Raw genomic sequence first — 25,729 nt, forward strand, 5'->3', positions numbered from 1 at the left:
CCAGTCTAGGTTCCGCTCCCTGGATGATCTATGATTCAAACCCTTGAGTTTTTGACCGAAACCCCGAATATGCCAACCGACAACGCGTTCGCCCTGTCCTCCGAACTGATCAATGAGCTGCTGCGCAGCATGCGCCTGCGCGGCGTGCAGTACCGGCGCATCCAGGCCGGGCCGGTGTTCGGTATCGGCTTTGCGGCCAAGCCGGGGCACGCGTATTTCCATTTTCTGGCCGCCGGCTGCGCGACCCTGCGCCTGCAGGACGGCAGCCTCTTTGAGTTGTCGGCCGGTAATGCGGTGTTCATCGCCCATGGTGGCGCCCACGCGTTGTTGTCCAAAGCGGATGACCCCGTGCAGGACATCGCCAGCTTCGACGCCGCACCGCTGGGCGATACCGTGTGTGCCGTGAATGCCTCGCCCGATGAGCCGCCCAGCACCCTGCTGTTCAGCGCCTGCATGGAGTTCGAGCTCGACAGCATCCAGGGCCTTGGCAACCTGATGCCGGCCTTGATGCTGATCGACGCCGGGGGCCAGCGTTACCCCGGCTTGATGCCGATCCTGGCGGTGATGGAACGCGAAGTCTCCAGCGCCCGCGTCGGTTATGCCGGCATCCTCGCGCGCCTGGCCGATGTGGTGGCGGCGATGATCGTGCGGGGCTGGGTCGAATGCGCCTGCGCCAATGCATCGGGCCTCGCGGCCGCCTTGCGCGACACCCGGTTGGCGGGCGCCCTGCTCGCCCTGCACCAGCAACCGGGGCGCGACTGGAGCGTGGCCGAACTGGCGGCGCACTGTCATACCTCACGTTCGGTGTTCGCGGATCGTTTCCAGGCCACCCTGGGGGTACCACCGCTGCGTTACGTGACCGAACTGCGCATGCGCCTCGCCAGCCAGTGGCTGACCCTGGAGCGCCTGCCCATCGAAGAAGTGGCGTACCGACTCGGCTATACCTCCCAGGCGGCCTTCAGTCGCGCCTACAAACGCATCACCGGGCAACCGCCGGGCGCCAGCCGCCAAGGTTTCAGGAGCCCGGCATGAACGCCGGGCTGGAAGACATCCTCGCCGACCACCTGAACGTGGTGTTCTGCGGCATCAACCCCGGCAAGGGTTCCGCTGCCCTCGGCCTGCACTTCGCCAACCGCAGCAACCGCTTCTGGCGCACCCTGCACCTGGCCGGTTTCACCCCCCATGAAATCCGCCCCGAGCACGGCCGCACGCTGTTGCACTACCACTGCGGCCTGACCACGTTGGTGGAACGCCCCACGGCCAGCGCGGGTGAACTGGCGCGACATGAGTTCACGCAGGCGGCGGCGGGCTTCGAACAGAAGATCCGCCACTATGCACCGCGCTTCGTGGCGTTTCTCGGCAAACCCGGCTACAGCGCGTTAAGCGGCCAGCGCGAGATCGGCTGGGGCTTGCAGCCAAAGGTGTTGGGCGGTGCGTCAGTGTGGGTACTGCCCAACCCCAGCGGGCGCAACCTGGCGTTCAGCCTGGAGCAGTTGGTGCAGGCGTATCAACAATTGCGCCGGGCGACCGAGTGCCCTTAATCTCTTGAGCTCGTCACCCTGATAGCAATGGAGGCTTCATGAAACTGATCGGCATGCTGGACTCGCCTTACGTACGCCGCGTGGCAATTTCCCTGGACTTGTACGGGGTGGATTTTGAGCATGAACCCTTGTCCGTGTTCCGCACCTTCAACGAATTTGCGCAGATCAACCCGGTGGTCAAGGCCCCTACCCTGGTGCTGGACGATGGCACGGTGTTGATGGACTCCAGCCTGATCCTAGACTACCTCGAAGCCTTGGCCCCGGCTGACAGGAAGCTGCTGCCCCAACAACCGGCGGCACTTGCCAAGGACTTGCAGGTTCTGGGACTGGCGCTGGCAGCCTGTGAGAAGAGCGTGCAGATCGTCTACGAACACAACCTGCGCCCGGCCGAGAAACTGCATGCACCCTGGCTTGAGCGCGTGACCGGCCAACTGCTCGCCGCCTATGCGTTGCTGGACAAGCAAGTGGGCCACAGCGAAGCACTGACCCAGGCCTCGATTACCGCGGCGGTTGCCTGGTCGTTCAGCCAGTTCACCGTGGCATCGGTGGTCAAGGCGGATGCGTTTCCTAATCTGCAACGGCATGCCGAGCGGCTGGAGCAGCATCCGGCGTTCAAGCGTTACCCGATTGAATAAGCGATGCAGTTCAAATGAGAGAGGAGGCCTGCCCCCGATAGCCATGGGTATCAGGAGCAACTTTGTAGCAGCCCCGGTAACCACGATGCGAAGCGAGCCGCTCTTGATCTTGCCGTTGCTTTAGATCTTGATCTTGCTTTTGATCTTGATCTCAGGCGCCCCGTTAAACCACGCTGGCCGGAATTCGATATTGATTTGGGGGGTAAACCGGCAGGGATGCCGGTTTAGCCGCCCCGCGCCATGGATGGCGCGTGGCGGCGGCCCCCCAAATCAATGTCGGATTACGGGCACACCGAGCCTAGGCGAGGTGCCGAGTGGTGGGGCAAAGCGTTTTTGGTTACTTTTGGCGCTTTTCCAAAAGTGACCCGCTGTAAGAGCGGAACCCTAAGTAGCCGTTACCGCAGCAACGGATATGTACTCATTCCACTCCAGCATCCTGGTCGGCCCAGAGGCCGCCATCGGGGGCAAGCCCCCTCCCACATTTAAGTCGCGGAGCATCAGTTAGATAGTCGTCAGCTCCTGAGCCGTCACGGGGGCAAGCCCTAATGCCGTTCAGTTAAGGCTTTTTTGTAGGAGCGAGCTTGCTCGCGAAGAACTCACAGGCGCCGCGTTCACTCAGGAAACACGCGTTATCGTTGACGTTTTTCGCGAGCAAGCTCGCTCCTACAGAAGGCGATGTACGCTTAACTGAACGGCATTAGGGCAAGCCCCCTCCCACATTGGCCTCTGTTGTCTGGACAAGGGTTCCAGGCTCAGACCCAACCACCATCCACAATAAAATTCTGCGCCGAACACATCGCCGACGCATCGGAAGCAAGAAACAACGCCATATTGGCGATATGTTCCGGCAGTACGCTACCCGGCAGGCACTGACTGCGGCTGATCAGCTCCTTGGCAGCGTCATCCACCCACATGGCCAGCTGTTTTTCAGTCATCACCCAACCCGGCACCAGCGTGTTCACACGGATACGGTTCGGCCCCAACTCCCGTGCCAGCGCGCGGGTCATGCCGTGGGCGGCGGCCTTGCTGGCGGCGTACACCGGATAGCCGGCCGAGGCCATCATCCAGCCGACGGAGCCGAGGTTGATGATCGAGCCGCTGCCGGCGCGCTTCATCATCGGCACCACGGCCTTGGCGGCAAAGAAGGCGTGTTTCAGGTTGACGGAGATCAGCTTGTCGAAGGTTTCCGAATCGACTTCTTCCAGGGTGTGGCGCACGTCATTGGCGGCGTTGTTGACCAGCACGGTGATCGGCCCCAGGGAATGCTCGAAGCGCCCTATCGCCGCCTTGTAGGCGATTTCATCGGTGATGTCGCAGCACACGAATTCCACGGCATGCCCCCGCGAACTCAACAAGGCCGCCAGGCGTTCGCCCTGGCTTTGCGCGCGGTCCACAAACCCGACCCTGGCACCCTGCGCGGCGAAGGCCCGCACCATGAATTCGCCGATCCCCGAGGCGCCCCCGGAAATCAATACGGTCTTGCCGTTGAGGTCGGGATAAACGGCGTGTTCAGTACTCATAAAAGGATGCCTCGATCAATTAGTCTTATTTTATTTTACGAAATTGGCGTTTAAGGCTATAAATTCGCTGTCATATCGACAAAATATCGCACATTAGTAGAACTATTCCATCCAAAACAACAAAAGGAAGTTCGACCATGAAGCACCCTCGATACCTGCTGTCCGGCCTGGCGCTGTCCATGATGATCGCCAGCGGTGGCGCCCAGGCAGCCGGTTTGTCCAGCGAGCAAAAACCTTTCGGTAAAACCAACGACGGCACCGCCGTCGAGCAGTACATCTTGCGCAACAGCCATGGCATGCAAGCCACGGTGATCACTTACGGCGGTGTGCTGCAGTCGCTGAAGGTGCCGGACAAACACGGCAAGCTCGACGACGTGGTCCTGGGCTTTGACGACGTACAGGGCTATCAGGCCGGCACGGCGTTTTTCGGCGCGACCATCGGGCGCTTTGGCAATCGCCTGGCGGGCGGCGCCTTTGAGCTCGACGGCAAGCGCTACCAGGTGCCACTCAACGACGGCCCCAATTCGCTGCATGGCGGCGCCCAGGGTTTCGACAAGCAGGTGTGGAAAGCCGAGCCGGTCAAGGATAAGGATTCCGTCGGTGTGAAGCTGAGCTACTTGTCCAAGGACGGTGAAATGGGCTTCCCTGGCAACCTGAAAACCGAGGTCACCTATCGTCTCAATGACCAGAATGAACTGCATATCGACTACACCGCCACCACCGACAAACCCACGGTGCTTAACCTCACTAACCACAGCTATTTCAACCTGGCCGGCGCGGGGAATGGCGACATCCTCAAGCAGGTCGCGACCTTGCATGCCAGCCACTACACGCCAGTCAACGCCACCTTGATTCCCACGGGCGAACTGGCGCCGGTCAAAGGCACGCCAATGGATTTCCTGAAACCTACGCCTATCGGCCAGCACATCAAGGATGACCATCCGCAGCTCAAATTTGCCGAGCCCAAACAGGGCGGGTTTGATTTCAACTGGGCGCTGGACACCCAAGGCAATATCAAACAACTCGCCGCCGAGGTGCACGACCCCGCCTCCGGACGGCGCTTGCAGTTGTACACCACCGAGCCTGGGGTGCAGTTCTATACCAGCAACTTCCTCGACGGTTCGGTAAAGGGCAAGGGCGGCAAGACCTACCTGCACTGGAGCGGTTTCACCCTGGAAACCCAGCACTTCCCGGATGCGCCGAACCAGCCCAAGTTTGCGTCAACCCGCCTGGACCCTGGACAGACTTATCGGCAGAACACCGTCTTCAAGTTCTCCGCTGACTGACGCGGTTTATATAAGCGCTGTCGAGCTTTAGCGAGGCTGCCTCGCTAAAGCTCGACAGCGCCCACATTGGATCAGTGTTAAGTGTGGACGCAGTGCAACGGCGAGAGAAAACCTATCAGTTCCACAAGCCGATTTTCTCCAGCTCCTGCTTGAAGTTGTCGCGGGTGATCAGGGTCACTTCGTCCATGGCGGTGTATTTCGGTGGTTCCTTGCCGGTGGTCACCCAGTCGAACATCATCTTCGCGGTGTTGTAGCCCTCGATATGCGGGCTGGGCAGCATCGAGCCGAAGAAGCCACTGTTGGGTTTCTTCAGTTCGCCGATGGCGTCGGTGCCATTGATGCCGATGCCGATGACATTGGCGGCGGCGAAGCCGGCGCTCTCAGTGGCACGCACGCCGCCGAGCACGGTGTTGTCGTTCATGCCGCCGATGATCAGGTTTTTCGCGCCGGCGGGCAGCTTGACCAGGGCCGAGTTGGTGGCGTCCATGCTGCCGGGGACGTCGAGGGTTTTCAGCGCAGCCGTCAGAATGTGGTCCTTGGGAATACCGGCCTCTTCCAGGGATTTGATCGAGCCGTCGGTGCGTTTCTTGCCGGTGTCGAGTTCATTGAAGGTGTTGATCACCGCGTAGGTGTCCTTCCAGTCCCAACCGCGTTTTTTCGCTTCGGCCGCCATGGCCGCGCCTTGTTTCTGGCCCACTTCAAACGCAGCCATGCCCAGGTACGGCACGTCTTCCATGAAGTTGCCCTTGGCATCGACAAAGCGGTCATCCACGGCGATCACTTTCAAACCGTTGGCCTTGGCCTTGGCGACGATGGCCGGGCCCAGGGACACGTCCGGCGGGCAGATCACAAAGCCCTTGGCGCCGTTGGCGGCCAGGCTGTCGATGGCCGAGAGGGTTTTCTCGCCATCGGGCACGGCGATCTTGATCACCTTGAAGCCATGTTCCTTGCCGGCTTTTTCGGCAAAGGCCCATTCGGTCTGGAACCACGGCTCCTCGGCCTGCTTGACCAGAAAACCGATCTTCACTTCTTCAGCGGCCAGCAACAGCCCGCTCAAGCTCATGGCCGAGACCGCCACAGCGGCGCAGCACAGGGAACGCAAACCACGACGACGTTTCATACGGGTGACTCCTTGTTGTTGTTTTTTGTTTGCTGTTTTTTGTAGGAGCGAGCTTGCTCGCGAAAAACGTTAACGATGACGCGTACATCCTGAATGCACACGGCGCGCTCAAGCTTTTCGCGAGCACGCTCGCGCCTACAGCTAACCGGCAAAGCGATGGCAAGGCTTGCCGGGTACATCGACTTCGATGGCCAGCACCGCGCCGTCCAGAGGGTGATCCAATGGGCTGGCGGCGCTGGTGATATACAAGGTCGTGAGGTTGGGGCCACCGAATACGCAACTGGTGGGCCGGCTCACGGGCAACTCGATAATGCGGTCCACCTCACCATCGGGTGTCAGGCGCAGCAGGCAACTGCCGTCCCAACGGGCGTTCCAGATGTAGCCTTGAGTGTCCATGGCCGAGCCATCCGGCCCGCCGCGTACGTGCGGGCCGAACCACAGCGTTGCGGGCTCGAGTTGACCGTCGGCCTGGATCGCATGCTGGTAGAGCGTGGCATCCAGGCTGTCGCCGAAATGCACCTGGCTGCCGTCCTCGCTCCACAGCAAGGTGTTGGGAATACCCAGGCCGTGCAGCAACGGCGTGACCTGCCCGTCCGCATCGATGCGAAACAGGCCACCGGAGCGCCGCGTGATCGGCAGGTCTTCGCCGTGTTCGCCGATGTTGTTCTGCATGGTGCCCAGCCACAGGCGGCCCTGGGCATCGCAGCGGGCTTCATTGCCACGGTTGCCCGGTTGCGGGTCGGCCACGCAGAGCAAGGTCAGGGCCTGGGTCGCCAGGTCCAGCCGATAGACGCCACTGCTCAAGGTCACCAGCGCATCACCGCTTTCACACGGGATAAACGCCGAAACGTGCTCGGGCAACTGCCAGATCTGCAAGTGCCCGCCCATCAGGCGCAGTGCCTGTTTGCCGGCGATATTGACCCAGTACAGTGCCTGGGTCGGCACGTCCCAGAACGGACCTTCCCCCAGTTGCGCACGGTGTTCAGTGACAGCGGTACACGACATGTCGCCTCCTGATTGTGGTTTACAGCGGGTCGCGCGATGGCGTGCCATCCACCAGACGCTGGATACGCAATGGGTTGGCGTTTTTCAACGCGTCGGGCAGCAGGCTATCAGGGTAGTTCTGGAAGCACACCGGGCGCAGGAAACGGTCGATGGCCAAGGTGCCGACCGAGGTGCCACGGGCGTCGGAGGTCGCCGGGTACGGCCCGCCGTGGACCATTGCATCGCAGACTTCCACGCCGGTCGGGTAGCCGTTGAGCAGGATGCGCCCGACTTTCTGTTCCAGCAGCGGCGTGAGCTCGGCGAACTGTTGAAAGTCCGCCGGTTCGCCAATGATCGTCGCCGTGAGCTGGCCGTGCAGGCCGTGCAAAGCGGCAGTGAGTTGGGCCTGGTCGGCGACTTCGACGAACACCGTGGTCGGGCCGAAGACTTCCTCCTGCAACACTTCGTCGCCGTCGATCAACAGGCGGACATCGGCCTTGAACACTTGCGGCTGCGCCTGGTTGCCGGCCTGGACGCTGCCCGCCAGGTGCTGGATGCCAGGGTGCGCCAGGAGTTTCTCCAGGCCCTTGGCATAGCTGCCCAGGGTGCCGGCATTGAGCATGGTTTGGGCGGGTTGATCGCCGATCAATTGCGCCACCTGCTGGGTGAACGCAGTGAACGCCGGCGACGCGATACCGATCACCAGGCCGGGGTTGGTGCAGAACTGGCCGCAGCCTTGCACCACCGAGGCGGTCAGGTCGCGGGCGACGGTTTCGGCCCTGGCCTGCAACGCCTGGGGCAACACAATCACCGGGTTGATGCTCGACATCTCGGCAAACACCGGGATCGGCTGCGGGCGCGCCGCCGCCATGTCGCACAAGGCGCGGCCGCCCTTGAGCGAGCCGGTAAAGCCCACTGCCTGGATCGCCGGGTGCTTGACCAGCGCTTCGCCAACGCCGCCGCCGAAAATCATATTGAACACACCCGCCGGCATTTCGCTGGCCGCAGCCGCGCGCATGATCGCATCGGCCACCTGTTCCGCCGTGGCCATGTGCCCGCTGTGGGCCTTGAACACCACCGGGCAGCCGGCCGCCAGTGCGGCAGCGGTGTCGCCGCCCGCCGTGGAAAACGCCAGGGGAAAGTTGCTCGCGCCAAACACGGCGACCGGGCCCAGGCCGATGCGGTATTGGCGCAGGTCCGGGCGTGGCAGCGGCTGGCGATCGGGTAATGCCTTGTCGATACGGGCACCATAGAAATCACCCCGGCGCAGCACCGTAGCGAACAGGCGCATCTGGCCGCTGGTGCGCCCACGCTCGCCTTTGATACGTGCGGCGGGCAGCGCGGTTTCGCGGCAGACCAACTCGATGAAATTATCGCTCAGGGCATCCAGCTCGTCGGCGATCGCGTCCAGGAACTGCGCGCGGCGCGCGGCACTCAAGGCGCGGTAGGCCGGGTAAGCCGCAGCGGCGGCCTGGGCGGCGGCGTCGACCTCTTCCGGCGTGGCCTGGTAGAAAGCCTGCGGCAAGGCTTCGCCCGTGCTGGCATCGACGCTGTACAGCTTGACGCTGCCGTTGGCGCTGCGCTGGCCGCCGATATAGTTGTGGCCGAGGAACTGGGGCATGTTGATCTCCTTAAAGGGGGGTGACTTGGCCGGGTTCGAATGCCGCATCGCTGCTGCCGACACCGTTGATCAACGGCGCGCCGAACTCGGCCTGGCTGATCTCGAACACATCGCCCGGCAGGGTACGTATACCGTCGGCGAATGACAGGGTGGCGGTGCCGAAGAAGTGAACATGCACATCGCCGGGGGTCAGGAACTGGCTGTACTTGAAATGGTGGTATTCGAGGTTTTCCAGGCTGTGGCACATATTGGCCTCGCCACTGAGGAATTCGTTCCGCCAGATTTCCTCGCCGTGACGCAAGATGCGGCTGGTGCCCGCCAGGTGCTGCGGTAACTCGCCCACGCGCAGCTCCGGGCCAAAGCTGCAACTGCGCAGTTTGGAATGGGCCAGGTACAGGTAGTTCTTGCGCTCCATGACGTGGTCGGAGAACTCGTTGCCCACCGCAAACCCCAGGCGATAAGGCTTGCTGTCAGGGCCGATGACGTACAGGCCACCGATCTCCGGCTCTTCGCCCGCGTCTTCGGCGAACGGCGGCACCGGAAAAGCCGCACCCGGGCGCACGACGATGCGGCCATCGCCCTTGTAGAACCACTCGGGCTGCACGCCCGCCTGGCCGGCTGCTGGCTTGCCGCCCTCCAGGCCCCACTTGAAGATGCGCATGGTGTCGGTCAGTGCGGTTTCGTCAGCGCCCTGGTGCATCTTGTCGCGGGCCGAGGCGCTGCCCAGGTGGGTCAGGCCGGTACCGCTGATCAGCATATGGGCCGGGTCCGGGTGGTCCAGCGGCGGCAGGACTTTCAGGTCGGCCAGCAACGCCGCGTAGTCATGGCTGGCGCCCAGGCCGAGACGCTCTACCTGCTGCTGCAAGTTGATGCCCGCCTCGATAGCGGCCAGTGCCAGTTCGCGCACGCTGCGCGCGGTTTGCACTTCGCGCAGTTGGTTGCCATCCACCACGCCGACCCGACGCTCACCGTTGTTTGATTCGAACTGCACTAAACGCATGAAGCTTCTCCCTGATTAAGTACGTGTGGCGCCACGGGCACTGGCGGCGAATTGATCGACCGGCAGGACGTGCTTGCGCTCCAGCAGGCGGTAGACCACGCCGGTCAAGACCAGCCCGAACACCATGACCCCGGACAGGAAGTACAAGCCCGAGGCGAGGTTGCCGGTGTATTCCTTGAGTGCACCGATCACGAACGGACCGATATAGCCGCCAAGGTTGCCCACCGAGTTGATCAAGGCAATGCCCGCCGCCGCACTGGCGCCGGCAAAGAAGCGCCCCGGCAAGGTCCAGAACACCGCCGTGCAGGAAAACAGCGCGAAGGCCGCCAGGCACAGCGCGGCCATTTGCAGCACCGGCACACTCAGCCAGGCGCTGAAGAACAGGCCGATGGCGCCCAGTACATAAAGCACGGCCAGGTGGCCGTAGCGATCATTCAGGCGGTCGGAACTGCGCGGGATGATCAGCAGGCCGATGATCCCGAAAATGTACGGCACGGCGGAGATAAAACCGGTGACCAGGTCGGTGCCGCCGAACTGCTTGATCAGGGTCGGCAGCCACAGGCCCAGGCCATAGATACTCAAAGTCACTGGCAGGTAGAACAGCGCCAGCAGCAACACACGCTGGTCCTTCAGGGCGTGCAACGGGTTGCCGTGACGTGTCTGCCCATAGGTTTGCAGGTCTTTATTCAGCTCGCCGGTGAGCCAGGCTTTTTCATCGTCGCTCATCCATTTGACCTGCTTGGGGCCATCCGGCAGGTAGCGCAGCACCGGCCAGGTCAGCAGGATCGCCGGGGTGCCGATCACAATAAACAGCCACTGCCAGCCGTGCAGCCCGAGGATGCCGTCCATGCCCAGCAAGCCACCGGAGACCGGGCCGGTGATCATCATCGCGATGGGTTGGGACAGGATGAACAGCCCGAGGATCTTGCCGCGATGGCGAATCGGAAACCATTGGGTGATGTAGTACAGCACGCCGGGGAAGAACCCCGCTTCGGCCGCGCCCAGCAGGAAGCGCATCACGTAGAAGCTGTGCGGCCCCTGCACAAACGCCATGCCAATGGTGATCGCGCCCCAGGTCAGCATGATGCGTGCGAACCAACGCCGCGCGCCGAAGCGGTCGAGCATCAGGTTGCTGGGGATCTCGAACAGGAAGTAGCCAATGAAGAAAAGCCCCGCGCCCAAGCCGTAGGCTGCGTCACCGATGCCGACGTCGGCGCCCATGTGCAACTTGGCGAACCCGACCGCCGATCGGTCCACATAGGCGATCAGGTACAGCAGGATCAGGAAGGGAATCAGTTTCAGCGTAATGCGCCGGATAAGCCGCAGTTCCTGGCTCATGGGGGTCGATCTCCGATTGTTGTTCTTATAGAAGCTCGGGGGACGCCTCTGGCGAAAATCCGCCAGGGCCAACCCTCAGTTGAGATCGACTATATAGTAGTACTATTTACTAAACAACACTTCCAAAGCGTCGATTTTGCGCTTATGTTTAGCTTCAGATAGAACATATAGTCATACAATAAGAGAATCGATCATGTCTGATAAAAAGCCCGGCCTACGCTCCGCCCAGTGGTTTGGTACCGCCGACAAAAACGGCTTCATGTACCGCAGCTGGATGAAGAACCAGGGCATTGCCGACCATCAGTTCCATGGCAAGCCGATCATCGGTATCTGCAACACCTGGTCGGAGCTGACCCCGTGCAACGCGCATTTCCGCCAGATCGCCGAGCACGTCAAACGTGGCGTGATCGAGGCCGGCGGCTTCCCGGTGGAATTCCCGGTGTTCTCCAACGGCGAATCCAACCTGCGCCCCACCGCCATGCTCACCCGCAACCTGGCGAGCATGGACGTGGAGGAAGCCATTCGCGGCAACCCGATCGACGGTGTGGTGCTGCTGACCGGCTGTGACAAAACCACCCCGGCCCTGCTGATGGGCGCGGCCAGTTGCGACGTGCCGGCCATCGTGGTCACGGGTGGGCCGATGCTCAACGGTAAGCACAAGGGCCAGGACATCGGCTCGGGCACCGTGGTGTGGCAGCTCAGTGAACAGGTCAAGGCCGGCACCATTACCCTGGATGACTTCCTCGCGGCCGAAGGCGGCATGTCGCGCTCGGCGGGCACCTGCAACACCATGGGCACCGCGTCGACCATGGCCTGCATGGCCGAGGCGCTGGGCACGTCCCTGCCCCACAATGCGGCGATCCCCGCCGTGGATGCGCGGCGTTATGTATTGGCCCATATGTCGGGCATGCGTGCGGTCGAGATGGTGCGCGAAGACTTGAAGCTGTCGAAGATCCTCACCAAGGAGGCGTTCGAAAACGCGATCCGCGTGAACGCGGCCATCGGGGGTTCCACCAACGCCGTGATCCATTTGAAAGCCATCGCCGGGCGCATCGGCGTCGAACTCGACCTGGACGACTGGACCCGCATCGGCCGTGGCATGCCGACCATCGTCGACCTGCAACCGTCGGGGCGCTTCCTGATGGAAGAGTTCTACTACGCCGGTGGCCTGCCCGCCGTGCTGCGTCGCCTCGGTGAAGCCAACCTGATCCCGCACCCGAACGCCTTGACCGTCAACGGCAAGACCCTGGGCGAAAACACCCAGGACTCGCCGATCTACGGCCAGGACGAAGTGATCCGCACCCTCGACAACCCGATCCGCGCCGACGGCGGCATCTGCGTGCTGCGCGGCAACCTGGCGCCATTGGGCGCAGTGCTCAAGCCTTCGGCGGCCAGCGCCGAGCTGATGCAGCATCGCGGCCGTGCGGTGGTGTTCGAGAATTTCGACATGTACAAGGCACGCATCAACGACCCGGAGCTGGACGTGGACGCCAACTCGATCCTGGTCATGAAGAACTGCGGGCCCAAGGGTTACCCAGGCATGGCCGAAGTCGGCAACATGGGCTTGCCGGCCAAGCTGCTGGCCCAGGGCGTGACCGACATGGTGCGGATTTCCGATGCCCGCATGAGCGGCACGGCGTATGGCACGGTGGTCTTGCATGTGGCGCCGGAAGCCGCGGCCGGCGGACCGTTGGCTGCCGTGCAGGAAGGCGACTGGATCGAACTTGACTGCGCCAACGGCCGCCTGCACCTGGACATCCCCGACGCCGAGCTGGCGGCGCGCATGGCCGACCTGAAACCGCCGCAGAACCTGATCGTCGGCGGCTATCGCCAGCTGTACATCGACCATGTGCTGCAGGCCGACCAGGGTTGCGACTTTGACTTCCTGGTCGGTTGCCGAGGGGCGGAAGTCCCTCGGCATTCCCACTAATTGGGATGCTATGATGCCGCGAATTTAAGCCAGAGCATCCCTGTCGTTATGGATCAGCCGCCGTCCAAGCCGCGCAAGAGCATGCATGCCCAGATCGTTCAGGACTTGGGCATGCACATCGTTTCCGGTCGCTTCAAGCCCGAAGAAAGACTGCCCATGGAGGCCACGCTCTGCGAGGAGTACAAGGTCAGCCGCTCGGTATTACGCGAAGCGACACGGGTACTCAGCGCCAAGGGCCTGGTGTACTCCAAGCCCCGCGTGGGCGCCGTGGTGCGGCCTCGGGTGAAATGGCACCTGCTCGACCCGGACGTGCTGTCCTGGTTGATGCAGTCCACGCCCCATAGCGAGTTCTTCAATACGCTGGCGGGCGTGCGGCGCATCCTCGAACCTGAAATCGCCGCCATGGCCGCGACCACGGCCACTGATGAAGACATCGCCATCATCGAAAAAGCCTACCTGGGCATGGAAACCGCGCAGACCCACGAGCAGCTGTTGCAGGCCGACCTGGACTTCCACCGCGCGATTGCCGATGCCACCCGCAACGACCTGCTGGCCTATATGTGCAACATGTTGTCGCTGCCGCTGCGCGAGTCGATCAGCATCACCAACCGCCGCCCGGATATCCAGGGCCTGAGCCTGCCCCGGCACAAGGCAATCCTCACCGCGATCCAGAACCGCGACGCCCTCGGCGCGCGGCATGCGTCGCTGGTGCAACTGGATGACACGCGGGTGGCGTTGGATACGGTGATGAATGTGCTGACGCCGCTATAACCTGCGGTGGGGAGCTTGAACCGCTGGGTTAGTGCAAGCTGTAGGAACCTATGCCGGTGTCATCGGCGCTCTTTTGTTGGCTCCAGAACACCCGGTCGCTGCCACCGTCGAAGCCGCGTACCCCCATGTAGCCATCCACCGCCAGGCGCTGCCATGACTGGCCCCAGTCTTTGGAGTAAAACACCGCCTCGGCGGAAATATTTGCGTCCCCCCACCAGTAGAGCCAGCGTGGCGGATGGTGTTCGCTGGACGTGTTGAGCAACAGGCTGTTGCGCCCCACCCAAAGCCCGCGGGCCTGGGTGTCGGCAGCCAACGGCGAGAACACACTGGGCAAGTCGCTCAAGGGCTGCCAGGCCAGGGTGGTGGTGTTCAGTTCGGCCACCACGGTATGCCCATATCCGCCCCGGTCGATCAAGCCGATCACACGGCCATCGCCGTTGTCCGCCAGCGCCGTGACAAACAGGCCATCTTCACGCTCAAGGCGCCCCACCTGCCAGCCCCCGGTCGTGCGGGTTAACGACGCACGGGTGGTGATATCGATCGCCAGGTTGTTGCTCTGGCCGTCGGGGTGGCTGCCCCAAAAGCGCTGGGACACCCAGATCAGTGCGTGCTGGGCATCCTGTTGCAGGACATGGCTGCGCACGTCGCCGGACTCCCCTTCGGCCGTGCGCCATTCGACGATGTCCGGGCGCTTGCCTTGGGCGTACTCACGCGGTACCAGCAAGGATTGAGGTGCAACGACCGGCGCACTGTGGGCACCGCCGTCCCTGGAGTAATACACGCCCGTGGGAATTGCGCCGGAAGGGTCGGCGCTGGCCTCGTCGTCCGCGGTGCCGGGTGAACCCCAGGCCCACACCTCGTCCTTGTTGTAGAAATACGGGGTCAGGTTGTCGGCCACCCGGTCCGCCTCCGGGAAAAAGCCTGCGGCCATCCATGTCCAGTGCTGGCCCTGGTCATCGCTGCGAAATACCACGGTCTGGGCGGCGGCGTCATCGGGACGGTTCGCGTCGCTCAACAGGTACAGGTGGGCGCCATCCGGGCTGGCCACCAAACACGCTGCGCCGCTGAGATGGGCCACAGGGGTGAATTGGCCGTTGGCATCCAGGCGCGAAATAAACGTGGTTTCACGCTCGCGGCTCGGGATCAGGCTGCCAAAGGCACCCGGCTCCTTTGGCGGTGCGGGCGCCTTGCCGTGCAGTACGGCATTCAGGTCGACCATGGCGGCAGACGGCTGGAACGGTTCGTAGGCATCCTCCAGCCGCCCCACCAGCCAGGTGCCCTGGGGCGTTACCAGCACGCCGGTGCAATATTGGCTGACCGCCCGCGTTTGCACGCCGGGCACCGTGCCCAGCCAGTGTTGCTCGGGGCTGCTGCCGCCCCACTCGAGCTTGGCACTGGCGATCATCCACACGTACCAAAGCGCCACGCCGACCAACAGTGCGACCAATAGCCGGGTGATAAGGCTTGAGCGAGGCATGTGACGTCCATATCCAGGAAGTTGGCAGAGCTTTTCTCATCTCCTTGGGCACGAGTAAATAGTTATCGCCTGCCAACGTGGAGTTTTTCAGCAAGGTGTGACACCGATTGCAATCGCGTGAGGCCTGCAACGACCTGCTGGCCTACATGTGCAACATGTTGATGAATGTGCTGACGCCGCTCTGACTTCAATGTGGGAGGGGGCAAGCCCTAATGCCAGTCGGTTCAGGGGGGGAACACTATAACTGTGGCGAGCGGGCTTGCCCTAATGCCGTTCAGTTAAGCGTACATCGCCTTCTGTAGGAGCGAGCTTGCTCGCGAAAAACTCACAGGCGCCGCGTTCATTCAGGAGACACGCGTTATCGTTGACGTTTTTCGCGAGCAAGCTCGCTCCTACAAAAAAGCCTTAACTGACAGGCATTAGGGCTTGCCCCCTCCCACATTGAAACGGTGCACGCCGTTAGAGCGTGTAGGCGATGCCCACCTGCACCGTGCGCGGTTCGCCTGGGTAGGCGTAGACGTTGCCAAACGCCCCCTCTTCATAGTCGCGGTTGAACAGGTTCTTCACGTCCAGGTTCAACCGCACCTTGTCATTGACCTTGTAGTAGCCGAGCAGGTCGACCACGGTGTAGGCGCCCATTGAAAAAGCGCTGTTGGAGGTTTGCCCGGCCCGCTCATCCACATACTTGCCACCCGCGCCCAGGCCCAGGCCCTTGAGGGCGCCGTCCTGGAATTCGTAGACGTTGAGCAGGCTGAAGCTGTTGCGCGGGATGTTCAGCAAACGCGTACCGGTGCGCAGGGTGTTGTCCTTGGTCACTTCGGCGTCCACGTAGGCATAGCCACCGATCACACGCCACTCGGGGGTGATATTGCCGGCCACGTTCAGATCGAAACCACGGCTGCGCACCTGACCGGCGGCCACGCTGAAGGTTGAGTCGAAAGGGTCGGTGGTGAGCACGTTTTTCTTCTCGATCTGGTAGATCGCTGCGTCGACGCTGAGTTGACGGTCCAGGGCTTCCCACTTGATGCCCATCTCGTACGACTTGCCCTTCTCCGGCGCAAACCCACCGCCCTCGCGGCTGGCCCCGGTGTTGGGCTTGAACGAGCGAGCGGCGTCGGCGTAGACCGCGACGGTGTCGGTGAGGTCGTAGATCACGCCCATGCGTGGGGTGACGGCATTGTCGGCGGCCTGCCAACTTTTACCGCCCGGCACATAGGTGGTGTAGTCATGCTCAAAACGCTCGAAACGTGCACCGGCCAGCACCTTCAAACGTTCGGTCAGCGCCACTTGATCCTGCACAAACGTCGCGTAGGTCTTGAGGTTTTCCTTGTCGTGGGTCGGCGTGCGCGTGAGGGCCGGGCGCGCCTGGCCATAGACCGGGTTGAAGATGTCGATGGGGTAGCTACCCGCCGCGCCGCTGGAACGCTGGATAATCGACTTGTAGTCGTAGTCTTCGAACTCGACGCCGGTGAGCAAGGTGTGATCAAAACCGCCCGCGGAGAAATGGCCGGTGAGGTTGAGCTGGGTGTCTTTATCGGTCCACTCCAGTTTGCGGTAGTTGAAGTTGCGGCTCAGGGTGCGGCCGTCAGCGGCGAGGCTGTTGGCTTCAACAGCATTGCCTTGCAAGGTGCCGTCGAGCCACTGGAAACCACCGCCCAGGGTCCAGCTGTCGTTGAGCCGGTGCTCGAAACGCAGCTGGGCCATGCTGTTGTCGTTGTGCAGCTTGCCGGCGTCTTTTTCACCCCAGAAGGTGTCGCGCGAGGCGGTGCCTTTTTGATTGGGGTAGCGCGTCAGGCCACGGTCCAGCGGGTGGTTGTTGCGCATGAAGTCGCCTTCGAAGATCACCTTGGTGTCATCGCTGGCCTGCCAGGTGATCACCGGCGTCACGCCATAGCGTTCGGTTTCGACATGATCACGGAAGGTATCCCCGCCCTCACCCACCACGTTCAGGCGATAGGCCAGGCGCCCCTCCTCATCCAGCGGGCCCGAAGCATCCAGGGTGCCACGACGCATGCCCTGGTCATCCAGCTGGCTGCCGAGGGTCACGGTGCGCTCGGCCAGCGGTTGCTTGGAGACCACGTTGAAGGTGCCGCCGGGATCGCCACGGCCATACAGCATGGTTGCCGGGCCGCGCAGCACTTCGAGGCGCTCGATGGTGTTGGCGTCCGGCATGTTCGGGTAGCCGCGGTTGATCGGGAAGCCGTTGCGGTAGAACTCGCCGGTGGTAAAGCCGCGCACGGTGAACGTCGTGAGCCCCTGCCCACCGAAGTTGTTGGCGCGGCCTACGCCGCCGGCGTAGTCCAGTGCGTCCTGCAACCGGGTGGCACCGATGTCTTCGACCACATCCTTGGACACCACGCTGATGGACTGCGGCGTTTCATGAATCGAGGTGTCGGTGCGCGTCGCACTCGCCGAACGTGTGGCGTGGTACCCCTTGACCGGCCCTTGAGCCGTCTCGTAATCCGCCTCCCCCGTGACATCGATGGCTTGCAGCTCAAGACTGGCCTTGTCGGCAGAGGCCACCTCTGCCCAGGTAAAAGGGGAAAACGCCTGAAGCACACAGAGGGAAATCAGGGTACGACGCATGGATGTTGAACCTAGTGAATGAGCCAGAAGGGGCGGCAAACCTGCCAAAAATTCGCACGAATGGTATACCAAGTCATTCGCGTTTGATATCTGTTCTCATTCACTATTTTTCAGGTAACCGTTTTGTATCGATACGTAGGAAGTTTGACGCGAGGCAAATGTGGGAGGGACGGTGTGCCAAAGCTCCAGGCCGAGAGGCCGGCCCCCGCCGCCACGACTTAAACGTTTCACGTCCACAGGCGAACCTTCCCCACCCAGCGACGTCGGAGCTAAGGCACTGTTGCCTACCGCCGCCGCGAGGTCCTCGTTTGAAAGCCGCTATCGCCAAGAAATACCGCCTGGTCATCAAGACCATGGGCTACGTGGGCTGGTCATTGTTTTGGCTGTTGCTCTGGGACGTCGCCGTCACCGTGGATTTCATGCTGTTCCTGACCGCCAAGATCAACCTGCCGCTGATGCCCCTGACGCTGCTCGGCTCAGCCCTGGTGGTGCTGATCAGTTTTCGCAACAGCAGCGCCTACAACCGCTGGTGGGAAGCCCGCACGCTGTGGGGGGCGATGGTCAACAATTCGCGCAGCTTTGCACGGCAGGTGTTGACCCTGCTGGATGACCCGGAGGGCGAGGTGAACCCGGTCAAAGCCACCCTGCTGCGCCGCCATGTGGCCTATGTGAATTGCCTGGCAGCCCATCTCAAGGGCCTGCCGTGCCCGGACGAGGTGCGTGCGTTTATCCCGTCAGAGGAGTTCGCCCGCAATGGCGCCACCAACAACTTCGCCAACGACATCCTCACCGGCTCGGCCGCCCTGCTGGCCAAGGAATACAAGGCCGGGCACCTGGACAGCATTCGCTTGGCGCGGTTGGAGTCGACCCTGGTGGACTTGTCCAACGCCCAGGGCGGCATGGAGCGTATCGCCAACACGCCGCTGCCCTACCCTTACGTGTATTTCCCACGCCTGTTCATCTCGCTGTTCTGCCTGATCGTGCCGGTGGGCCTGGTGGAATCCCTGGGTTGGTTCACGCCGCTGGCGTCCACCGTGGTGGGTTTTATGCTGCTGGCCATCGAACGCATCGGCACCGACCTGCAAAGCCCGTTTCATTCCAGTGAGCATCAGATCCAGATGGAAACCATCTGCGAAACCATCGAGAGAAACCTGCAATCGATGCAGCGCGATGCCCTCGGTGGCGATCGCATCGGCTAAGCCTCCCCTGCGCCCTAAAGTGCGTGCTCCCACGGCCGATAGAGAGGGAGTACGCATGGGCCGCACCCCTCATAACAACACATGCGACGTTCACCGCTACCGTTTTTCCTTGCCAAAACTATAAATACCCGCGGGAGAAGTCATGAATATCAAGCAGAAGCTGACCTGGGCGTTTGCGGCCATCGCGTGCCTGCCGGTTGTCCTGGTGGCCGTGCTGGTTGTACTGAATGTGCGCGAGGGGGCCCAGGCCAATTTCCTCGACAGCAGTGGCCGAGAAATCCGCCAGATCGACAATGGCATGAAGCAGTTTTTCGACGGCATCAGCCAGAACGTCGACTTTGTGGCCAAGGACCCGCGCGTTGTCGCGGCCAAGGACCTCAAGAGCTACGCGGGCGCCGACGCCGCGCAAATCCCGCTGACACCGACCAATAAAGAACTGCTGGCGATTTTCGACCAGTTCGCCAAGAGCCATCCCAGCACCGCCTACCTGTCCCTGGGCCTGAGCGATGGCGGCTACGCCAGCTGGCCTGACGACACCAAGCTGAACAACTACGACCCGCGCGTGCGCCCCTGGTACAAGGCCGCCATCGCCGCGCCAGGCACCACCGTGCGCACGGGCGCTTATTACTGGGCCCCGGACGACGTGGTGCTGATCGGCACCGTACATACCGTCGCCGACGCCACCGGTAACATCCTCGGCGTGGTCGGGTTGGACGTGTCGCTCAAGCAACTGACCGAGCTGGTGCGCAACATCAAGCTGGGCGACAGCGGCTACCTGATGCTGGTGGAAGCCAACGGTAACGTGCTGGTAGACCCCAGCGACGCCAAGCACAACTTCAAGCCCCTGGCCGACCTCGGCCCCAGCTACGCCGAACTGGCCAAGCGCGGCGACGGCGTGACCCAGGTCGAGATCGACGGCGTGCCCTACATGGCCAACGTGGTCAGCTCCAAAGACCTGGGCTGGCGCTTTATCGGCTTGATCAAGCGTGATGAAGTGATGGCCGGCGCCACGCGCTTGACCTGGCTGATCGTCGCCATTGCCGCGGCCTTGGCCGTGATCTTCGCGATTGTCGGCGCCAGCTTCGCCAGTGTGATCGTGCGCCCGATTCGCGGGGTCGCCGACGGCCTGCAAGAAATCGCCGAAGGTGAAGGCGACCTGACGCGCCAACTCAAAGTGCAAGGCAAGGATGAAACCGCCAGCCTGGCCGGCTGGTTCAACCAGTTCCTGAGCATGATCGCGCAACTGGTGCAGCGCATCGGCAACGCCTCTTCCGACCTGCAAACCGCCGCCGCCGACACCAGCGAAGTCGCCAACAACATGAACCAGGCCGCCGGCCGCCAACGTGAAGCCGTAGAGTTGGTGAGCACCGCGTTCAACGAAATGGTAGCCACGTCCAACGAAGTCGCGCGCTCTTGCAGCGCCGCCGCCGCCAGTGCCGACGAAGGCTACCGCGACGTGCACGACGGCCAGCAACACATCGGCGAGGCCACCGGCAGCGTGCTCAAGCTCAGCGAAGACCTGCAAAAGTCGACCCAGACCATGCAGTTGCTGGAGCAGGACAGCCAGAACATCAACACCATCCTCGACACCATCCGTTCGATTGCCGAACAAACCAACCTGCTGGCCCTCAACGCCGCCATCGAAGCCGCGCGCGCCGGCGACCAGGGCCGTGGTTTCGCCGTGGTGGCCGACGAAGTACGCGCCCTGGCGCGACGCACCGCCGACTCCACCGGCGAGATCGACAGCCTGCTGGGCAACCTCGCCCGTCGCACCCAGGAAGTGACGGCGCAGATGCAAGGCAGCTTGCAGGTGTCGCACACCAGCGTGGAACGTATCCAGCAGGCCCGCGACAGTTTCGACAAGATCCTCGGCTCGGTGGACTCGATTCGCGACCAGAACACCCAGATCGCTACAGCGGCCGAGGAACAGCACCAGGTGGCCGAGGAGATCAACCGCCACATCGCGCAGATCCATGCCGATGCGCAACTGGTGGAAGGCTTTGCTCACTCGGCGCAGACCGGGTCCGGCCGGCTGACGGATATTTCGGGTCAGCTCAAGGGGTTGGTGGGGCGGTTCAAGTTCTAGCCTGCCGCAACAATAGGCGCGCCCCTTGCCGGGCGCGCCAGCCGGCCGCAGTCATATGAAGCAGCAGCAAGACGCCCCGCGCACCATCATCGCGCATGCACGCCAGCCATTGATCCCCCCCTCCGACAATACCCGCGCCTATGGCGCAAGCCAGCCACCCACAACGTGAAAAGCGCCCCGCCTCGCCGTTGGCAGAGTGTTTGCTTGCAACAACAAGCATCCCACCGCCCGGAGGCGCCATGCATACCGACCTGATGACATTCAGCGAGCAACTCGCCCCCTTGAGCAGCCTTGACGCGTGCCTGGCCCATGTCCTGCAAGTCATCAACCCGCTGGGGTTCAAGACGCTGATCTATGATTACGCGCCAGTCCCCGTCAGCCATGAAGGCGCACTGATCACGCCGTCGGTATTCAAGGCGTTGAATGCCCCGGGCGATATGCATGCGCAGTGGTGCGAGCGCGGCTACTACCAGATCGACCCGGTGCAGCAATGCGCAGCGCGACGGACCACGCCGTTCGCCTGGTCGTTCAGCACCGACACTCACTGGAACGGTGCCCTCACCGAAGCCCACCGTCCGGTGGCCCACTACATTTGTGACTATGGCCTGAGCACCGGCCTGACCGTGCCGCTGCACTTGCCCGATGGCGGCTTTGCCACGCTGACCGCCTTTGTCGACGGCGCCCCGGCGGAGGCCGAGCAACACGCCCAGCGCAACCTCGGCGAGATGCTGGTACTGGCCCATACGTTCCAAGCCCGCGCCAGTGAGTTGCTGGCGCCGGCGGAACGCTGCTGCACCCACATTCATCTCACGCGCCGCGAACGCGAGTGCCTGCAACACTCGGCCAAGGGGCTGTCAGCCAAAGGCATAGCCGCCACCCTCCACCGCTCCGAAGCCACGGTCAACCTGCACCTGGTTGCCGCCGCGCGCAAGCTGGGCGCGCGCAATCGCGTCGAAGCCGTGGCGCGCGGGCTGCATTACCGCCTGGTCGAAGTCTGAGAACCTATCATTTTTGCCAGTGCACCTGGCCCACCGTTTTGACTAGCCTGTACCTCACTGAACCCCAAGGAGGTACACAGCATGCAAGTACGCGAAGGTTATGCCGATTTCCGTGAGCATCGGACGTGGTTCCGGGTCACGGGGGATTTGAACTCAGGGCGACTGCCCTTGATCATTGCCCACGGCGGCCCCGGCTGTACCCATGACTATGTCGACAGTTTCAAGGACCTGGCCGCCACCGGCCGCGCCGTGGTGCACTACGACCAATTGGGCAACGGCCGCTCGACCCACTTGCCCGAAGCGCCCAGCGATTTCTGGACGGTGGAACTGTTCCTGGCTGAACTGAACAACCTGATCGCCCACCTGGGCATTCGTGACTACGCCCTGCTGGGCCAATCCTGGGGCGGCATGCTCGGCGCCGAGCATGCGGTGCGCCAACCGGTTGGCCTCAAGGCGCTGATCATTGCCAACTCCCCGGCGTCCATGGCGCTGTGGTGCCAAGCGGCAAAGGAACTGCGCCAGGCCCTGCCCGCCGAGGTGCAAGCCACCCTGCAACGGCACGAAGACGCGGGCACCACCGACAGCGCCGAGTACCGCGCCGCCTCCGATGTGTTCTACGCGCGCCATGTGTGCCGCATCCAACCGATGCCCGCCGAGGTGGCGCGCACCTTCGCGGCCATCGATGCAGACCCCACCGTCTATCACGCCATGAACGGCCCCACCGAGTTTCACGTGATCGGCAGCCTGCGCACCTGGAGCATCATCGAACGCCTGGCGTCCATCCAGGTGCCCACGCTGCTGATATCCGGACGCTTCGATGAAGCGACACCCGCGACGGTGCAGCCATTTGCCGACGGGATCGCCAATGCGCAGTGGCAGATATTCGAGCAGTCCAGCCACATGCCCCATGTCGAAGAGCGTGAGGCATGCATGGCCTGTGTGGCTGGGTTTCTTGAGCAGCAGCGGTAGCGCGGCCAGGCGAGCACAGCGCTGATAACCCGCGAAGGCGGCGACCGCGTTATTGCGTGCGCCACCTATCGCGGTCGCGCGGAAAACCCGGCACCTGTCCCACAGGGTTCGCCTACATGTAAAAGTATATTGCAGCGCACAATGTACTAACCGGTTACTTATGTTGCTAAAATCACGCCTTTGCCCTCTCACCTTCGAGTCTTGTCGATATGAAACGAGCATCGCGCGCCGCTGGCGTCTCTAGAATCTTCCTGCTGGGCCTGGGCGTGATCATCGCCTTGCTCGGCGCGGCCCTGGCTGTCGGTGGCGTCAAACTGGTCAGCCTGGGCGGTTCCTGGTATTTCCTCAGCGGCGGCGTGGCCATGGCGATTGCCGGCCTGTTGATTGCCGCACGTAAACCGGCGGGTGCCTGGCTGTTTGCCGCCTTCCTGGTCGGCACCGCCATATGGGCGGTGGCGGATGTGGGGCTGGTGTACTGGCCACTGTTCTCGCGGCTGTTCATGTTTGCGGTGATCGGTGTGGTGGTGGCGCTGGTCTACCCGCTGCTGGCCGGCAAACCGGCACGCGGCGCGTATGGCGTCGCTGCGCTGTTGGCCGTGGGTGTGGCAGTGGCGGCAGGCAATATGTTTGTCGCGCACCCCAGCGTCGCGCCGACCGGTGCAGGCCCTGGCGTCACCCCGGTCAACCCGGCCGATGCACAGAAAGACTGGGCGCACTACGGCAACACCGAGGGCGGCAGCCGCTTCGCCGCGCTGGACCAGATCAATCGCGACAACGTCGACAAACTTAAAGTGGCATGGACCTACCACACCGGCGACATCGCCATCAGTGACGGCAACGGCGCCGAAGACCAACTGACGCCCCTGCAGATCGGCAACAAGGTGTTTATCTGCACCCCGCACAACAACCTGATCGCCCTGGATGCCGACACCGGCAAAGAACTGTGGAAAAACCAGATCAACGCCAAATCGGCGGTGTGGCAGCGTTGCCGTGGCATGGCGTACTTTGACGCCACTGCGCCCATCGCCCAACCGACCCAGCCGCACAGCTCGCCGATCCTGGCCGCCAGCGTGGCGGTGGGTGCGCAATGCCAGCGACGCTTGCTGACCAACACCATTGATGCGCGCCTGATTGCGGTCGATGCCGACACCGGCAAGTTCTGCGAAGACTTCGGCAACCACGGCCAGGTGGACTTGAAAGCCGGCCTGGGCAATGTGCCGGACAGCTACTACCAACTGTCCTCGGCGCCGTTGATCGCCGGCACCACCGTGGTGGTGGGCGGCCGCGTCGCCGATAACGTGCAGACCGACATGCCCGGCGGTGTGATCCGTGGTTTCGATGTGATCAGCGGGCACATGCGCTGGGCCTTCGACCCCGGCAACCCGCAGGACAAAAACGCCCCGGCAGCGGGCAGCACCTATGTGCGCAGCACGCCGAACAGCTGGGCACCGATGTCCTACGACCCATTGATGAATACCGTGTTCTTGCCGATGGGCAGTTCGTCCACCGACCTATACGGCGTGGAACGTACCCCACTCAACCACAGATACGGTGCCTCCGTGCTGGCGCTGGACGCCTCCACCGGCGAGGAAAAGTGGGTCTACCAGACCGTCCACAACGACCTGTGGGACTTCGACCTGCCGATGCAACCGAGCCTGATCGACTTCACCCCGCCCGGCAGCGACAAGGCGGTACCGGCGGTGGTGATCGGCACCAAGGCCGGGCAGATCTATGTCCTCGACCGCGCCACCGGCCAACCGCTGACCGAGGTGAAAGAAGTACCGGTCAAGGCCGCCAATATCCCCAACGAACCGTACGCGCTGACCCAGCCAAAGTCGCTGGGCATGCCGCAGATCGGCGCGCAAACCCTGACCGAGTCGGACATGTGGGGGGCCACCCCGTTTGACCAACTGCTGTGCCGCATCGATTTCAAGGGCATGCGCTACGACGGCCTGTACACCGCGCCAGGCACGGATAAATCCCTGAGTTTTCCGGGCTCCCTGGGCGGCATGAACTGGGGCAGCCTTTCCACCGACCCGGTCCATGGCTTTATCTTCGTCAACGACATGCGCCTGGGCCTGTGGATCCAGATGGTGCCGTCACAGAACAAGGCCCAGGCCACCTCCGGTGGCGAAGCGCTGAACACCGGCATGGGCGCCGTGCCGCTCAAGGGCACGCCGTATGCGGTGAACAAAAACCGCTTCCTGTCGGTGGCCGGCATCCCATGCCAGGCGCCGCCGTTCGGCACCCTGACCGCCATCGACATGAAGACCCAGAAGATCGCCTGGCAAGTGCCGGTCGGCACCGTTGAAGACACCGGCCCCCTGGGCATTCGCATGCACATGCCGATCAAGATCGGCCTGCCGACCCTCGGCGGCACCTTGTCGACCCAGGGCGGCCTGATCTTTATCGCCGGTACCCAGGACTTCTACCTGCGCGCATTCAACAGCGGCAACGGTGATGAAATCTGGAAAGCCCGCCTCCCGGTCGGCAGCCAGGGCGGCCCGATGACCTATGTCTCGCCAAAAACCGGCAAGCAATACATCGTGATCACCGCCGGCGGCGCACGCCAGTCCACCGACCGTGGCGACTATGTGATCGCCTACGCCCTGCCCTAACCCGCCCTTGGCGCGGTGCCCAGGCACCGCGCTGTGCGCCGGCAAGCCTC

Annotated in this window: 19 protein-coding genes; 11 read left to right on the forward strand and 8 right to left on the reverse strand. The window is 62.8% G+C overall.

The window, feature by feature from the left end:
- The first annotated feature begins 69 nt into the window (after positions 1-69).
- Genes P2T68_RS23005 through P2T68_RS23015 form a run of 3 tightly spaced genes read left to right on the forward strand, consistent with a single transcriptional unit; the run spans position 70 to position 2,176 of the window.
- Positions 70-1,032, forward strand: a complete 963-nt coding sequence (locus tag P2T68_RS23005) for an AraC family transcriptional regulator (protein WP_069077386.1) — start codon at positions 70-72, stop codon at positions 1,030-1,032.
- A complete protein-coding gene (mug, locus tag P2T68_RS23010; RefSeq protein WP_069075736.1) occupies positions 1,029-1,541 on the forward strand; it encodes a G/U mismatch-specific DNA glycosylase in 513 nt (170 codons plus the stop codon). The genes P2T68_RS23005 and mug overlap by 4 nt, the downstream gene beginning before the upstream one ends.
- A gap of 38 nt (positions 1,542-1,579) precedes the next feature.
- Positions 1,580-2,176, forward strand: coding sequence for a glutathione S-transferase (locus P2T68_RS23015; protein WP_277378329.1), 597 nt, complete (start codon positions 1,580-1,582; stop codon positions 2,174-2,176).
- A gap of 752 nt (positions 2,177-2,928) precedes the next feature.
- Here P2T68_RS23015 and P2T68_RS23020 read toward each other — a convergent pair.
- Positions 2,929-3,696, reverse strand: a complete 768-nt coding sequence (locus P2T68_RS23020) for an SDR family oxidoreductase (protein ID WP_024074769.1) — start codon at positions 3,694-3,696, stop codon at positions 2,929-2,931.
- A gap of 137 nt (positions 3,697-3,833) precedes the next feature.
- Between P2T68_RS23020 and P2T68_RS23025 the strand changes: the two genes are divergently transcribed.
- Positions 3,834-4,982, forward strand: coding sequence for an aldose epimerase family protein (locus tag P2T68_RS23025; protein ID WP_024074768.1), 1,149 nt, complete (start codon positions 3,834-3,836; stop codon positions 4,980-4,982).
- Positions 4,983-5,097: 115 nt separating this feature from the next.
- On the opposite strand, the gene P2T68_RS23030 is transcribed toward P2T68_RS23025, so the two are convergent.
- From P2T68_RS23030 to P2T68_RS23050, 5 genes are all read right to left on the reverse strand, one after another.
- Complete coding sequence (locus P2T68_RS23030; RefSeq protein WP_024074767.1) at positions 5,098-6,102, reverse strand: substrate-binding domain-containing protein; 1,005 nt, start codon at positions 6,100-6,102, stop codon at positions 5,098-5,100.
- Between the two features lie 141 nt (positions 6,103-6,243).
- Complete coding sequence (locus P2T68_RS23035; RefSeq protein WP_277378330.1) at positions 6,244-7,107, reverse strand: SMP-30/gluconolactonase/LRE family protein; 864 nt, start codon at positions 7,105-7,107, stop codon at positions 6,244-6,246.
- Between the two features lie 19 nt (positions 7,108-7,126).
- Positions 7,127-8,707, reverse strand: a complete 1,581-nt coding sequence (locus P2T68_RS23040) for an aldehyde dehydrogenase (NADP(+)) (RefSeq protein WP_277378331.1) — start codon at positions 8,705-8,707, stop codon at positions 7,127-7,129.
- A gap of 10 nt (positions 8,708-8,717) precedes the next feature.
- Positions 8,718-9,707, reverse strand: a complete 990-nt coding sequence (araD1, locus tag P2T68_RS23045; protein WP_069075733.1) for an AraD1 family protein — start codon at positions 9,705-9,707, stop codon at positions 8,718-8,720.
- A 15-nt stretch (positions 9,708-9,722) separates the two neighbouring features.
- Positions 9,723-11,045 carry an MFS transporter gene (locus P2T68_RS23050; RefSeq protein ID WP_102625367.1) on the reverse strand — a complete coding sequence of 441 codons (1,323 nt, stop codon included), beginning with the start codon at positions 11,043-11,045 and terminating at the stop codon, positions 9,723-9,725.
- A 193-nt stretch (positions 11,046-11,238) separates the two neighbouring features.
- On the opposite strand from P2T68_RS23050, the gene P2T68_RS23055 reads away from it, so the two are divergent.
- Both P2T68_RS23055 and P2T68_RS23060 read left to right on the forward strand, forming a co-directional pair.
- Complete coding sequence (locus tag P2T68_RS23055) at positions 11,239-12,975, forward strand: IlvD/Edd family dehydratase (protein ID WP_024074762.1); 1,737 nt, start codon at positions 11,239-11,241, stop codon at positions 12,973-12,975.
- Between the two features lie 48 nt (positions 12,976-13,023).
- The gene (locus P2T68_RS23060) at positions 13,024-13,746 is read left to right on the forward strand and encodes a FadR/GntR family transcriptional regulator (protein WP_024074761.1); all 723 of its coding nucleotides are present in this window, start codon (positions 13,024-13,026) and stop codon (positions 13,744-13,746) included.
- Positions 13,747-13,774: 28 nt separating this feature from the next.
- Here the strand turns inward: P2T68_RS23060 and P2T68_RS23065 are convergent, their stop codons facing one another.
- Together P2T68_RS23065 and P2T68_RS23070 are read right to left on the reverse strand one after the other, a co-directional pair.
- Positions 13,775-15,223: a hypothetical protein gene (locus P2T68_RS23065; protein WP_277378333.1), complete on the reverse strand. Its 1,449-nt coding sequence runs from the start codon at positions 15,221-15,223 to the stop codon at positions 13,775-13,777.
- 459 nt (positions 15,224-15,682) lie between these two features.
- Positions 15,683-17,809 carry a TonB-dependent siderophore receptor gene (locus P2T68_RS23070; protein WP_277378334.1) on the reverse strand — a complete coding sequence of 709 codons (2,127 nt, stop codon included), beginning with the start codon at positions 17,807-17,809 and terminating at the stop codon, positions 15,683-15,685.
- A 308-nt stretch (positions 17,810-18,117) separates the two neighbouring features.
- Between P2T68_RS23070 and P2T68_RS23075 the strand changes: the two genes are divergently transcribed.
- The 5 genes from P2T68_RS23075 to P2T68_RS23095 all read left to right on the forward strand — a co-directional run bounded on the left by P2T68_RS23075 (position 18,118) and on the right by P2T68_RS23095 (position 25,679).
- Positions 18,118-19,008, forward strand: coding sequence for a bestrophin family ion channel (locus tag P2T68_RS23075; protein ID WP_069075729.1), 891 nt, complete (start codon positions 18,118-18,120; stop codon positions 19,006-19,008).
- Between the two features lie 142 nt (positions 19,009-19,150).
- Positions 19,151-21,094 (forward strand): methyl-accepting chemotaxis protein, encoded by a 1,944-nt coding sequence (locus tag P2T68_RS23080; RefSeq protein ID WP_024074757.1) that lies wholly within the window; start codon positions 19,151-19,153, stop codon positions 21,092-21,094.
- Between the two features lie 239 nt (positions 21,095-21,333).
- Complete coding sequence (locus P2T68_RS23085; RefSeq protein WP_024074756.1) at positions 21,334-22,092, forward strand: autoinducer binding domain-containing protein; 759 nt, start codon at positions 21,334-21,336, stop codon at positions 22,090-22,092.
- An 81-nt stretch (positions 22,093-22,173) separates the two neighbouring features.
- Entirely contained in the window at positions 22,174-23,061 is an 888-nt protein-coding gene (locus P2T68_RS23090) for a proline iminopeptidase-family hydrolase (protein WP_069075727.1), read from the forward strand.
- Positions 23,062-23,270: 209 nt separating this feature from the next.
- Positions 23,271-25,679: a glucose/quinate/shikimate family membrane-bound PQQ-dependent dehydrogenase gene (locus tag P2T68_RS23095; RefSeq protein WP_277378335.1), complete on the forward strand. Its 2,409-nt coding sequence runs from the start codon at positions 23,271-23,273 to the stop codon at positions 25,677-25,679.
- Positions 25,680-25,729: the final 50 nt, after the last annotated feature.

The organism is Pseudomonas sp. G11 (assembly GCF_029457515.1).
Lineage (GTDB): Bacteria > Pseudomonadota > Gammaproteobacteria > Pseudomonadales > Pseudomonadaceae > Aquipseudomonas > Aquipseudomonas gorinensis.